This is a genomic window from Paraburkholderia sp. RL17-380-BIE-A (assembly GCF_046028085.1).
GTDB lineage: Bacteria > Pseudomonadota > Gammaproteobacteria > Burkholderiales > Burkholderiaceae > Paraburkholderia.
Genome location: NZ_JARESQ010000003.1, coordinates 194,278 through 206,636 on the forward strand (window position 1 = coordinate 194,278; position 12,359 = coordinate 206,636).

At 59.5% G+C, this 12,359-nt stretch carries 12 protein-coding genes; 10 read left to right on the forward strand and 2 right to left on the reverse strand.

What is annotated here, in order from left to right:
* Positions 1-274: 274 nt before the first annotated feature.
* Genes P0D68_RS06055 through P0D68_RS06070 form a run of 4 tightly spaced genes read left to right on the forward strand, consistent with a single transcriptional unit; the run spans position 275 to position 6,369 of the window.
* Complete coding sequence (locus P0D68_RS06055; protein WP_408299338.1) at positions 275-2,785, forward strand: type VI secretion system Vgr family protein; 2,511 nt, start codon at positions 275-277, stop codon at positions 2,783-2,785.
* Positions 2,786-2,838: 53 nt separating this feature from the next.
* Complete coding sequence (locus P0D68_RS06060; RefSeq protein ID WP_408299340.1) at positions 2,839-5,736, forward strand: lytic transglycosylase domain-containing protein; 2,898 nt, start codon at positions 2,839-2,841, stop codon at positions 5,734-5,736.
* A gap of 15 nt (positions 5,737-5,751) precedes the next feature.
* Entirely contained in the window at positions 5,752-6,108 is a 357-nt protein-coding gene (locus P0D68_RS06065; protein ID WP_408299342.1) for a lysozyme inhibitor LprI family protein, read from the forward strand.
* Between the two features lie 9 nt (positions 6,109-6,117).
* Positions 6,118-6,369: a PAAR domain-containing protein gene (locus P0D68_RS06070; RefSeq protein ID WP_091796337.1), complete on the forward strand. Its 252-nt coding sequence runs from the start codon at positions 6,118-6,120 to the stop codon at positions 6,367-6,369.
* Between the two features lie 164 nt (positions 6,370-6,533).
* On the opposite strand, the gene P0D68_RS06075 is transcribed toward P0D68_RS06070, so the two are convergent.
* Positions 6,534-6,740 (reverse strand): hypothetical protein, encoded by a 207-nt coding sequence (locus P0D68_RS06075; RefSeq protein ID WP_408297488.1) that lies wholly within the window; start codon positions 6,738-6,740, stop codon positions 6,534-6,536.
* Between the two features lie 344 nt (positions 6,741-7,084).
* Between P0D68_RS06075 and P0D68_RS06080 the strand changes: the two genes are divergently transcribed.
* Positions 7,085-7,669 carry a hypothetical protein gene (locus P0D68_RS06080; RefSeq protein WP_408297486.1) on the forward strand — a complete coding sequence of 195 codons (585 nt, stop codon included), beginning with the start codon at positions 7,085-7,087 and terminating at the stop codon, positions 7,667-7,669.
* A 178-nt stretch (positions 7,670-7,847) separates the two neighbouring features.
* Here the strand turns inward: P0D68_RS06080 and P0D68_RS06085 are convergent, their stop codons facing one another.
* Positions 7,848-8,867, reverse strand: coding sequence for a helix-turn-helix domain-containing protein (locus P0D68_RS06085; protein ID WP_408297484.1), 1,020 nt, complete (start codon positions 8,865-8,867; stop codon positions 7,848-7,850).
* Positions 8,868-9,062: 195 nt separating this feature from the next.
* On the opposite strand from P0D68_RS06085, the gene P0D68_RS06090 reads away from it, so the two are divergent.
* The 5 genes from P0D68_RS06090 (at position 9,063) to P0D68_RS06110 (ending at position 12,358) form a co-directional block, all read left to right on the forward strand.
* The gene (locus tag P0D68_RS06090; protein ID WP_177205006.1) at positions 9,063-9,425 is read left to right on the forward strand and encodes a hypothetical protein; all 363 of its coding nucleotides are present in this window, start codon (positions 9,063-9,065) and stop codon (positions 9,423-9,425) included.
* Positions 9,426-9,517: 92 nt separating this feature from the next.
* Complete coding sequence (locus tag P0D68_RS06095; RefSeq protein WP_408297482.1) at positions 9,518-9,694, forward strand: hypothetical protein; 177 nt, start codon at positions 9,518-9,520, stop codon at positions 9,692-9,694.
* A gap of 43 nt (positions 9,695-9,737) precedes the next feature.
* Positions 9,738-10,004 carry a transposase gene (locus tag P0D68_RS06100; protein WP_091796329.1) on the forward strand — a complete coding sequence of 89 codons (267 nt, stop codon included), beginning with the start codon at positions 9,738-9,740 and terminating at the stop codon, positions 10,002-10,004.
* Between the two features lie 201 nt (positions 10,005-10,205).
* Entirely contained in the window at positions 10,206-11,507 is a 1,302-nt protein-coding gene (locus tag P0D68_RS06105; RefSeq protein WP_408297480.1) for an NAD(P)/FAD-dependent oxidoreductase, read from the forward strand.
* Positions 11,492-12,358: a DUF1365 domain-containing protein gene (locus tag P0D68_RS06110; protein ID WP_408297478.1), complete on the forward strand. Its 867-nt coding sequence runs from the start codon at positions 11,492-11,494 to the stop codon at positions 12,356-12,358. Before P0D68_RS06105 ends, P0D68_RS06110 begins: the two co-directional genes overlap by 16 nt.
* The last annotated feature ends 1 nt before the right edge of the window (position 12,359 follow it).

Genomic DNA, 12,359 nt, shown 5'->3' on the forward strand with positions numbered 1-12,359 from the left:
TTTAACCTCGCGCCAATATGGCGCGGGTTACCGGGTTTCGATAAAATCCGGCGTACGCCCAATGTGGCAATGTCACTGCCTGATTGTCACTTTATGCGGCATGGGTAATTGAATCTGAGAATATGCAAGTTCAGGATTCGCCTTTTCCTGCATGATTGGATTTAACGGACCTAATCCCCGAAGCTTTCGTCTTCGGGTGCCGTTATTTACGAAGTAAACGGGCTGCCCCGCATTGAGTGGCGGCCGTATGCGTTTTCCATACACGGGGTTCGGCATGGCTTACGAAATGCTGCAGGGTGCGCTGCGCGCTGGATATACGCAGGTGGGTCGGCTGAACAGGCTCGACACGCCGCTCGGCGAGGACTGGCTCGTACCGATGTACGTGAAAGGTTCGGCCCGCCTTGGGGGCAATTTCGAATTCACTGTCGATGCCGTGTCGGCGTATGGCGAAAAGATCAAGCTTGGCGCGCTCGTGCTGAAGGCGGTCACACTGTGGATTCAGCAGAACGACGGCAGCTATATGTCGATCCACGGTTACGTGCAGCATGCCCGTCGTCTGGGAAGCGATGGGCCAATGACGTATTACCAGATTCAGTTTTCATCATGGCTGAGCTTTCTCAAGCTCAGCAGTGACTGCCGCGACTGGCAGGAAGCTGACGGCAGGCAGATTCTCGCCGATGTGTTCGCCAAGACCCCGCAGGCGCAGGGCCAGTATCGCTTCGATCTGCGCTCGCCGATCCGCTCGTATTCGCAACGGGTCCAATGGGAAGACGACTGGAACTTTGTCTACCGTAGCATGGAAGAGGTCGGTATCTTTCCGCGCTTCGAATTCGCGAAGGATGGCAAATCGCACACCGTCGTCATCATGGACGATCTGTACTTTGTTCCGCCGTTGCCGGAACAGGTGGTGAAATTCAGCCGTTCGGGTACGAGCGAGGAATTCGATGGCCTGACACAGTGGAGTGAGCAGCAGGATACGCAAAGCGAAGCGATTACGACGAACACGTTCGACTACATGCGACCTGACCTGCCGAAGGAGGTTAGCTCCCCCGCGTTCAATCAGGACGAACTGCCCGCGCAGGGTGAGAAGTACATCTATACCGGCGGGTACTCGTGGTCGGACAGCGAGATGGGTGAGACGCAGGCACGCGTTCGCGCGGAGGAAATGGCAAGCCGCTCCAAACGGTACTTCGGCGTCGGCAGCCTGCGATGCGCGCTGCCCGGCTACTGGTACAGGCTCGACGGCCACCCCGTCCACGACAGCGAACCAGCAAACGAACGTGAAATGGCGATCATCGCCGTCGACTGGCTGATCCAGAACAACGTGCCAGGTATCGAGGCCCTCGCGCAGTTCCCGCGGAGCCTGCGCGCCGAAATCGAGCAGGCGCGCGCAGCGGGCGCGGGATCGACCGTTCGCCACACGGACGGCAGTGCGGGATTCTTTCAGGTAGAGATCGAAGCACAGCGACGGCGCGTACCGTTCCGCAGCCCACTCACACATCAAAAGCCCGAGATGCATCTGCAGACGGGCATCGTCGGCACGCCGGACAACGAAGAAATTTTTATCGACTCACTGAACCGCTCGAAGGTCTGGTTCTCGTGGAGTCGCAAGGGTCGCAACGAACGTGCGTCGGCGTGGATACGCGCTGCGATGCCGGATGCGGGCCAGCAGCGCGGCGGCCATTTCGCTCTGCGTAAGGGTGATGAAGTGCTCGTCGGCTTCGTGAATGGCGATTGCGACCGCCCCGTAATCATATCGAGGCTGCATGGGGGTGCGACGAAACCGGTGTTCCACTCGCACGGCCTGTTTTCCGGGCATCGCTCGAAAGAGTATGGCGGCGATGGCTTTAACGAATTCCTGATGGACGACGCCAGCGGGCAGAACCGCCTGAGTCTGTACTCAACGAGTTACAGCACCGGCCTTCATATGGGGTATCTGATCCAGCATACGGATAACACGCGTGGCCCGTTCATCGGGACCGGTTTCGATCTGAGATCGGGAGCGTATGGCGCATTGCGCGCAGAACAGGGCATGGTCATTTCCACGCAGCCTGTCGCAACGCAGCCGCTGAACGTGGCGGCGACCACCGGCCAACTGGCGGGCGCGGAGGCCGTCCTCGAAACCGTCTCCAAGTCCAGCGAAACGAACCGGGGCGAGAGCCTGCAGGACGGCCACGACGCACTCAAAACCTTCACCGACGCGACCCAGCACAGCGTAGCGGCATCGGTCGGCAAGGGTGGTCGTACGGCGGGCGGCGGCACGGGCAACGCGAACGGGTTCTCGAAGCCTGTCATGGTGCTGTCCAGTCCTGAAGGCATTGGAGCGAGCACGCAGCAGTCGCTCCACCTGACGGCCGACCAGCACGTCAACACCGTCGCGAGGAAGAACATCATCTTTGCCGCAGGTAAGTCGTTGCTTGCAAGTGTGATGGACGGCATCAGCCTGTTTGCGCAGAACCTTGGCATCAAGCTGATCGCGGCGAAAGGAAAGGTTGATATTCAGGCGCTCAGCGACGCGATGAACCTGCTTGCGCAACTGGATGTGAAAGTCGAGAGCGCAACGGGGCGTTTGATCCTGACGGCGAAACAGGAAGTGTGGATGGGTGCGGGTGGGTCGTACATCAGCATCAAGGCCGAAGGCATCGAGAACGTCACGACCGGACACATTCTGGAACGGTGTGCATCGTGGGACAAACCGGGTGGTGCGAGTGCGACGAACCTCGACCCGTTGCAGGCGACCCCTGTTGCGACGAAGGGCGGCCGCGGCCTGAGATTTTCGGGTTGACCGAAAGCCGTTCAATGTACGTCACGCAGAAATAACAACGGGAACCGAGCCCCATGAGCAATTCGCATCACGGCGCGCATCATGCAGCGCGCCCCCAGCGGGCCCCAGCTACTCCGGCCGCGCCTGCCACACCTGCTGCACCGCACTACATTCCATTGAAATGGAGCTTTCCGTTCGCCCCCTCCAACAAGGATGACGGGGGCGATCCGATGACCTACATGAAGGCGCTCGGCAACGCACAGGGCGGTTTCTATCCGCTCGGCGCAAACGGTCTGTGGCATGGCGGGATTCACTTTGACGGACTAACGGCCAACGCACTGAAACAGGACGGCGGCATCCGTGCGATAGCGGACGGGGAAGTCGTCGCGTACCGGCTCAATTCGAAATATCCCGAACTCCAGTATCAGGACAAACGCACCTCGTTGTATTCGACGGGCTTCGTGCTGATTCGCCACAAGTTGCAACTTCCGCCGCCGCAGCCGAAACCGGATGCCGCTCAGTCGGGTGCGGCCAACGCGCAAGGAGGATCAGGTCCACAGGGGGCGTCGAGTACGCCCCCTGCTCCTGCTTCCCCCGGCACGGCAAGCGCCCCGGCAGCAGCGAGCACGCCGACAGCCCCTGCACCACCTAAGCCTCCTGCCGCAGACACGCTCGTGTTTTTCAGTCTGTACATGCACCTGATGGACCACGTCGCGTATCAACTGGCGATGGAAGCCGCGCAGGATTCAGGCTCAATGCCTGATGCAAACGCGCCGCACATTGAACCCATGCCTTACTGGGAGGGTGACCGGTACTACCGTGTAGGCGAGAAGGCGAAGGACAAGCAGGAAGTACCGAAGCCGAAGACGCCTACACCTGATGCGAATACCGACGAAATCGGGGCACTCATCAAGAACAATTTCCAGCTACCGGCGACGCAACTAGGTGACGCCGAGAGCACGCTACCTGTGGCGCCTGCTACCGGTATTCGCCTGCGCGATTCGGCAAACGGCAAGATTATCGGATTGCTGCCTGCGGGATCGGAGCTGACCGTCTCGGAGACCGAGAGATCCGACAAGCCAGGCTGGAAAAAAATTGCGACGATCAAAAGCGGTACCCCCGTCGGGCCAGTCGTCGGGCAGGACGCTTCGCCGCATGCACCGTACGGCTGGGTGTTCGTCAATGAACTTGATATTGTGATGGACCCCAAGCCGCTCGATCAGGTGGTGGTGCTCAAGACACCATTCCCCGTGAAGGCCGGTACGGTCGTCGGTCATGTCGGTCAGTATCAGGAATACACGGATTCGAGCGCCATGCCGCCGAAGCCCGCGCATCCGATGCTGCACCTCGAAACGTTCGCCGGGCCGGACTTGCAGGCTTTCATCGCAAGAAGCAAGGAGCGGGTCAAGCAGTTGCCGGAGATGAAGACATTTCTGGAAATCTCACCCGGTGCGATGCTGGTAACCGAGCTGCCAGAACGTGACCAGACGCTGCAACAAATCGGCCTGAAGCTGGTGCCGGTCGGCACCGCTCAGGGTTCATGCTGGGTGAAGGTCCAACCGAAGAGCGCCCCGCAAGCAACACCCGCTCAGGCGCATCCAGCCCATCCGGGCGGACCTCACCATCAGCAGGCGCAGTCGTTCGTAAATTTCGGGACGCCGTTATGGGTTGACGCGAGTGTGGCAGGCACGGTCACGACCGCTGTCGTGCAGGGCTGGAAAGACTTTCCGTTGAAGGTGGCGAATGCGAAGGGACCCGGTGCAGATTTCCGTGATGTATTCCGACGCATCGACCTCGACAAGCTTGGTGCGCAGAATGTCGCGAGGGACGATAAGGGTCAGCATTGGTGGAACATCACGATTGGCACGAAGGACGGTGCAACGCGTCAGGGATGGGTATGCGAGAAAGACCATCCACTTACGCGCATGTGCGGTCCGTGGGACTGGCCCGGCTTCGAACTCGTGGACAGCAGCAGCATCAAGCCGATCGACATGTTCAAGCGCTACCTGTACGTTACGCAGCAGTTGATCCAGGGAGAGGACGAATCGGAGTTCAAACCGAGCATGTCGCTGGTGAACGCTGGCGAACTCATCACGAAGCTGGAAAAGGCGATCGACACGAGTCGCGACGGCAAGATAACGGCGCAGGAATTGAAGGCCGCGCAGCAGGTGCCATGGCTCGCGGAGGCGCTTTCGCATCTGGTGGTACGTTGCGAAAGCGAATGGGGCGGAGGTCCAAGCAAGTGGGATGAACTGTCGCCGCTGATGAAGGAGCTATTGTGGCTCTGGAAAAGCGAGCCTGAGCGGATCGGCGAGCTGCAATGGTGGGAACAGGTGACGGGTGTCGAGGGGTTTCCGAAGGAGCCGACCCCGTGGCACTTTCATCCGATTGGGTTGATCGGGAATTTCATTAATTCGGTTGATAAAACAAGGCTTCTTGTATTATCCGAACAGGATGTGGATGATCTGATTAAAGTTACGGCAACCGAGGTTGCATTGAGCCTGGATGACGACAATTTGGGCAAGCAGGCCGGTGCAGTTGTCGACACTATTTTAAACCGCCGGATGTCTGGGCGCGAAAATTGGAGCACAATTAGAGGCGTAATTAACGAAAGGTGGCAATTTTCGGATATTAATGCTCCGAGACCAAGTGCTTATGGAAGCGTGCAGAATGTGCCTGACAGTCGGGTTTCTCCGAGAGTAAGGTCTCTGGTTGTCGCTCATTTACAAGATCGTGCTAACGGCGGTGTTTCCCTGGTTGGAAATAACCTGAGTTATGCAAATCCATATGCTTTAGACGAAGCCTCGGACGCAACAAGAGCATGGGTTGAAGATGTCATCCATCAAGCAAACATTAGTGGGTATAGGTATGGAGCGGGACATGCAGTTCATGTGCATGGGACAACGCAAGGACTGATGTCTTCTAGGCCAGAGCCTTATACGATAGAGCTTCCAGAGTCATACAATCGTTAGTCTGTTGAGGGTGTTATGAAAAAGATCATTTGCTTGATAATTTTGCTGTTGCCTTTGAGTTCATTTGCCAAGACGTGCGCCGACGGCGGGAATGTCTATGCTGATTTAGCTTGCGCTGATCGCGCTCTGGATAGCTCAAAAAGAGATTTGAATGAGATTTATAAAAAAATATATGCATCTACGCAATACAAGGATGAGTTTGAGCAATCACAAAAGGCGTGGCTTAATTACAGAGAGAAGCAGTGCAATGGTTATATTGCAGCCGAGGCCTCGCAATCTCAAGGTGCGGGTTCCGGCTTAATTACGAAAGACTGTCTTGTCGCGATCACTAAACAGCGGGTTGATTATTTGAAGACTCTTCTCGAGAAATAGCAGGTTGATATGATGAACCTTATCCGCGTCGACGATGACACCGACCACGGCGGCAAGGTGCTAACCGGCTCAACGACGATGCAGTACGAGGGCCGCTTCGTCGCGCGCAAAGGCGATCATGTGTCGTGTCCACGGCATCCCGATGTGTCGCCGAACGTAATCGAGGAAGGTGATACTTCGATGACCGACGGCGGCATCCCGATCGCGAGGGACGGCCATCGTGCCACATGTGGCTGCCACCTGATTTCGAGCTTGACATGACTGTGACTGTGACAGGATTAGTACCGTTCATTCGGTGATTTCGGGTTGATCGTACTAGTCGAGGCGTGCGTACTTACTCATAACGATATTGAACGCGAATATGTATATAAATATGTCGGTGACCTGCGACACGTGATGTCAAGATGAACATGCGGGTTGGAACGTCAAATCGCGATGTACAGCCCTTTCGCTTTTGCTGTGAGTCGTGTTGTTCTCCAATTGACTTCACGGTTGGCCTTCACGCCGGCCAGGGGAGAGACTTCACAGGGGCACGCCAAATTCGGGCTCATGGTCCCTTCGATGACAAGACGAATCTCGTGGACCTTCACCTCGATTTTCCAGTCAAGTTTGGCAAGTACATTATGGGCCATACCTCAGGCTCCTCCCCGGGCCAGTCACCACTCCACCTTCCCCAGCCGGTCAGCGGCAGTCACCATCGCGCGCGAACCACGATGCATGTCTCATGCACATATCCACCACCCGTTGCACGCCGCGACATTCCAATATCTCCCTGGTTCATCCCGCAAACAAAGCGCCGTGCTCTCAATTTCTTACGCACTCGCCATGAGGCTTCTCCATGACCAATGTAAATATCCCGCTGCCGACCGTCACACACGACCCAACTGGAAATCGGAACGACTTCATACCGCAACCCCCTCCAGCAGTTCCCCCTGGCCGGTACTTGCACTTCGACGATCGAGGGAACTTGCGGAGCATGAGTAGCTTCGACGGCAACGGCCGGCATGCTCAGGAAACCATCGGTTCGGACGGGAGCAGGTACTTCGTCACCACCACCGATCACGACACGCAGTTCCATCTGATCAACCCCAGAGACCCGGCGACGGGAGACCGGCTCCACTACGACTTCACGATGGCCGGCGCCGACCCGCAAGGATCCGCAATTCCTCCCCCGAATCCGAAAGCCGGGTCACCGACCACCTTCACTCATTACGACAATGGCAAGGTGAAGGACATCTACGTACCGCAAGCGACTCCATCCGTTGCACCGGGCAAGTATGTGCAATTCGACAAGCAGGACGACCTGGCGGGCATGGATATATTTGATGGCAACGGCAGACACGTGTTTCAGCAAAGCTTCGCCCCGGACGGGAGTACGTACGCCGTCATCAACGACGACAAGGGCTCGTGGTTCCACCTGTTCTGGCCCAGGATTGATGCAAATGCGTCAGCCGCGAAAGGCGTCGAGGTGGGCCTCAATTCCGGACGCGGTGGCATGGACTTCACGATCCCCGGACGGGACGCCGCCGAAAGCGGCACGCAGGCAGGCAACCGGCGTTGAACCAACGCGCCTGTTAGAGAATTGCCGTGGACCGCGATGGTCCGCTCAATCGGCGCCACGCGGTAGCGGTCGAAACGGAGGAACGCCGATGCGTACTGTGCCCGCATCGTCATCGAGAGAATTGCAGCTCAGATCCGCTCCGCTAAAGCATGGGCGGTTCTGACGCGCCGCCATCAAGTCACGCCGCCGAATAAAGCCGCTCGCATTCGCGCGTCACGACGCCGTAGCATTCGCAAACCTGATGTTCCAGCGCGGCGCGGTCGATCACTTCAATGTGCCCGCGGTTATAGCGGATCGCGCCAACCGCTTCCAACTGCTTCGCGACCTCGGTCACATTCCCCCGACGCACACCCAGCATGTTCGCGATCAATTCCTGCGTCATTTGCAATTCGCTGCTGTCGAGGCGGTCCAGACTCAGCAGGAGCCACCGGCAAAACTGCTGTGCAATCGAATGATGGCGATTGCAAACGGCAGTCTGAGCCATCTGCGTAATCAGCGCTTGCGCGTAACGCAGGAACAGTCGCCGGATATAGCCGCCGCGCGCGAACTCCTCTTTGGCGAACTGCGCGCTGAGACAGTACGCGTCCCCCGCGTTCTGGACGACCGCCCGATTCGAAACGGTGTCTGAGCCCATGAAAACCGCCACGCCGAGCAGCCCGTCGTTGCCGACTACCGCAATTTCGGCCGACTCGCCGTTCTCCATGACGTGCAGCATGGAGATGATCGCCGTGGTGGGCAGATAGACCTGAGTCAGGCGCTCGCCAGGTTCATACACCACTTTCCCAAGCGGCAGGGAAACGGGAGTGAGGTGCTGCATGATTCGCTCCCGCTCCACGTGGGGCAGGTGCGCGAGCAACTGGTTGGCCTCGCGTGGCGGCGGGACGTCGCTCGAAGGAGCGGCCGCGCGATCCCTTGCCTGCATGCCGCGCGACACACGCTCAGTCAGGACGAGATGCTGCTTCGCCAGTTCGTCGCGGTTCTGTTCGGGCAACAGGCTGAGCACCGCCGAGCGCAACTGGTCATGTCCTAGCGCATCGAGGATTTTGAGCTTCGTGAGCGTGCCCAGATCGCTCTTGCCCGTGCGCCATGCCGAAATCTGCGCGCGCGTCAGCCCGAGGCTTTCGGCCAGTTGAGCATCGCTGCCGAACTCGCCCAGCCGTTTCACGTCGTCGTACAGCGCGTGCCAATCGAATGTCATTGGATGCGGGCAGAAAGGATTGTCAAATACATTTGACGCAGGTAAGGTGGTATGAAATACTGCCTTACGATAGAAACGACTAAATAATCACGTAAAAGTGACAATAAGGGTTATAGCACAGGGTCACGCGCGCCATGTATGCAGCGTGTCGGCGGACCTGTCCAGCTTGCCTTCAGGGTTAACCGGAGCTTTCGCTTGAGCGAGTTCACATCGTATGTGCGGCTGCCGCATGCGCCGGCAGCCGACGTTTCTCTCACCATTGCCTCCGAAGCAATCGACAGCGCTCAGTTCGCCGCGCGTCAGGTCGAGTTCATACGCCACGTGTTCGGGTATATCGCTTATCTGCGCGAGCAGGCAAGAGAAACGCCGGTGTCCGACGCTTTCTTGCCGGCATTTGTCACGCTGCTCGAAGTGCTCCAGCTCAACGCGCCAGTCGAAGCAGATCAATGCGCGGCGCAGCTTATCCGGATCTTGAAGGTCACGTTTCCCGATCTCGATTTCGAAGCGGCACAGATTCTGGAACCGTCCATTGCGAACGGCAAACGGCCTGACGCATAACCCATCCTGGCGTTCGCGTTCCGTCATTCGGCCATAGCGGCGCGCGCATTAGCCAATCCCGTTTTCTCCCCTAACGGTGATGTGAGTCGCACATGGTCTCTCAAGATCAGGACGATAAACCTGGCGAAGTGAAAGCAGAGCGGCGCGGTACGCTTGCGTTTGCCAATACGACTTTCGACGATGTGCTGATCTGGGTAGGCACGGCCGCCGCGATCCTTCTCATGCTGGCATTCGTGGTTGGTGGTTGGTGTCTGGACAGAGTGATATGACGTGACGTCACCAGGGCGAAAAGCATTTCTTGTCGAGTTCTAGATGCCGCATATTCCTTTATCAGACGAAGATTGGGCCAAGATCGAGCACCTGTTTCCCCATGTCGCGAAAACAGGTGTCGGGCGGCCACGGCGCGATCCGCGCGGAATTCTCAACGCGATATTCTGGATCACGCAGACAGGCGCCAAATGGCATCACCTGCCTGCGCACTATCCGCCTGCCCAGAGCTGTTACATCAAATGGCTCGAATGGAGACGAGCCGGCTTGATGTCGAAAGTCATGGAAACCTTGAACGAGACCGTCTCCTGACGCTGCAACAGGCGCCCACGGGCGCCGGCCGCGCCGATGCCCGGCAACTTCGGTAGCGGCCATGCCCGGCAACTTCGCTTGTCCGCAATTTGCCCCGCCTTTGCATCCAATTCCGCCCTCGCTGCGTAAATCCCCTCAAGGACGCGCAAGCCCCGCCACACTCCACTAACCGACCGCGCGCCCCCAACAGGAGACGCGCCCATGACCCATTCCGCACCGACCTCACCACTACCGCGCGGCTCGCGGGTCGCGGTCATCGGCGCCGGTATTTCGGGTTTGGCCAGCGCCTATCTTCTCGCGCGCAACCATCGTGTCTCGCTGTTCGAATCGGCCGGCTACCTGGGCGGCCACACCAACACAGTGGACGTCTCGCTCGAAGGCCACACGCATCCCGTCGACACCGGCTTTCTCGTGTTCAACGACCGCACCTATCCGAACCTGATCGCGCTGTTCGATGAACTGGGTGTGCGCTCGCACCCGAGCGAGATGACCTTCTCCGTCTCGCTCGACGAAGGGCGCCTCGAATGGGCTGGCACCAGTTTGAACACGGTATTCGCGCAACGCCGCAACCTGTTTTCGCCGACCTTCATCGGCATGTTGCGCGACATCATGCGCTTTAACGGCAGCGCGCAACGCAACCTCGAACTGGCGACGCAAACGCGCGCGTCGATGGGCGAATTGCTGACGCAAGGCGGTTACGGCGGCGCGTTCCAGCGTCAATATCTGCTGCCGATGGCCGCCGCGATCTGGTCGAGCGCCACCGCCGATATCCTCGCGTTCCCGGCCACGACGTTCTTGCGCTTCTGTCTGAACCACGCGTTGCTGCAGGTGAACCGCCGGCCGCAGTGGAAGACCGTGGTCGGCGGCGGCCGGGAATATGTGCGGCGCATCGCCGGCACGCTCGACGATGTCCGTCTCGGCACGGCAGTGCGCGGCGTGCGGCGCGATGCCGACGGCGTGGACGTCTTCACCGACAGCGGCACCGAGCGCTTCGACGCACTGGTGCTCGCCACGCATGCGCCGACCACGCTGCGCCTGCTGGAAGACGCCGATCACGACGAGCGCGGCGTGCTCGCCGCCGTGCGCTATCAGCCGAACGTCGCGGTGCTGCACACGGACACGAATCTGCTGCCGCGTCGTGAGCGCGTGTGGTCGGCGTGGAATTACCTGGGCAGCCGCGGCGTCGACGGCACGCATCCGGTGTGCGTGAGCTATCTGGTCAATCAGTTACAGCCGCTGCCGTTCAGGACGCCGCTCGTCGTCACGCTCAACCCGGTGGCGCAGCCGGCGCCGGGCACCGAACTGCGCCGCTTCATCTACGATCATCCGCTGTTCGATCTGGCTGCCATCGACGCGCAGCACCGTCTGCCTTCACTGCAAGGCAAACGCCGCACCTGGTTCGCGGGCGCGTGGACGGGCTATGGTTTTCACGAGGACGGTCTGAAATCGGCGCTGCGCGTGGCCGCGGATTTCGATGCATCGCCGGCATGGGCCAAGCTATGAAACCGCCGGGCGATCACGACAGCGACGCCGCTCCAGCAGCCTGGCTTTTGACCGGCAGGGTGATGCACGAGCGTCTGCGGCCGAAGCATCATCGCTTCATCTACCCGGTGTTTTACGTGCGCTGCGATCTGGATCGGCTGAACTCGCTCGAGAGCGGCTGGTTCGGCCTCGACCGTTGGCGGCCGCTCAGTCTCTATCAGCGTGATCACGGTCCACGCGACGGCAGCGACCTCGCCACATGGATGCGCGCGCAACTATCGGCTGCCGGCATCGCGGAAGCGAACGGCCGGATCTGGCTGCAAGCTTTCCCACGCGTGTTCGGCTATGCGTTCAATCCGGTCAGCTTCTGGTTTTGTCACGATCGCGACGGCCGGTTGCGCGCGCTGCTCGCCGAAGTGCGCAATACATTCGGCGAGCGCCACAGCTATCTGTTGAGCGCGGACGGCAACGCGCCGATCACCGCCGACACGCGGCTCGTGTGCAGGAAAGTGCTGCACGTGTCGCCGTTTTGCCGCGTGGAAGGGGGCTACACCTTCCGCGTCAAGGAAGCACGCAACAGCGCGTCGGTCTCGATCGACTATCGCGACGCGGACGGTTTGCTGATCCGCACCGCACTGGGCGGCCGCTTGACGCCACTAACCCGCGCGAGCGCGCTCGCCGCGCTGCTGCGCCAGCCGCTGCTGACGGTTGGCGTGGTCGCGAAAATTCACTGGCAGGCCATGCGCCTCGCACTCAAAAAAGCGCCGTTCTACGGCAAGCACCCCGCGCCGGGCCGTACCGCCGACGCGCCCACCGATCATGCCGCAGCCGGCCAACCCACCGCCGCTGCGCGCCCCGTTTCATCCGATTGAG

Bases quoted from the DNA above. Each gene is read 5' to 3' on its own strand.
- P0D68_RS06055 (WP_408299338.1), top strand. From the start codon at position 275: ATGGCTTACGAAATGCTGCAGGGTGCGCTGCGCGCTGGATATACGCAG.
- P0D68_RS06060 (WP_408299340.1), top strand. From the start codon at position 2,839: ATGAGCAATTCGCATCACGGCGCGCATCATGCAGCGCGCCCCCAGCGG.
- P0D68_RS06065 (WP_408299342.1), top strand. From the start codon at position 5,752: ATGAAAAAGATCATTTGCTTGATAATTTTGCTGTTGCCTTTGAGTTCA.
- P0D68_RS06070 (WP_091796337.1), top strand. From the start codon at position 6,118: ATGATGAACCTTATCCGCGTCGACGATGACACCGACCACGGCGGCAAG.
- P0D68_RS06075 (WP_408297488.1), bottom strand. From the start codon at position 6,740: ATGGCCCATAATGTACTTGCCAAACTTGACTGGAAAATCGAGGTGAAG.
- P0D68_RS06080 (WP_408297486.1), top strand. From the start codon at position 7,085: ATGAGTAGCTTCGACGGCAACGGCCGGCATGCTCAGGAAACCATCGGT.
- P0D68_RS06085 (WP_408297484.1), bottom strand. From the start codon at position 8,867: ATGACATTCGATTGGCACGCGCTGTACGACGACGTGAAACGGCTGGGC.
- P0D68_RS06095 (WP_408297482.1), top strand. From the start codon at position 9,518: ATGGTCTCTCAAGATCAGGACGATAAACCTGGCGAAGTGAAAGCAGAG.
- P0D68_RS06100 (WP_091796329.1), top strand. From the start codon at position 9,738: ATGCCGCATATTCCTTTATCAGACGAAGATTGGGCCAAGATCGAGCAC.
- P0D68_RS06105 (WP_408297480.1), top strand. From the start codon at position 10,206: ATGACCCATTCCGCACCGACCTCACCACTACCGCGCGGCTCGCGGGTC.
- P0D68_RS06110 (WP_408297478.1), top strand. From the start codon at position 11,492: ATGGGCCAAGCTATGAAACCGCCGGGCGATCACGACAGCGACGCCGCT.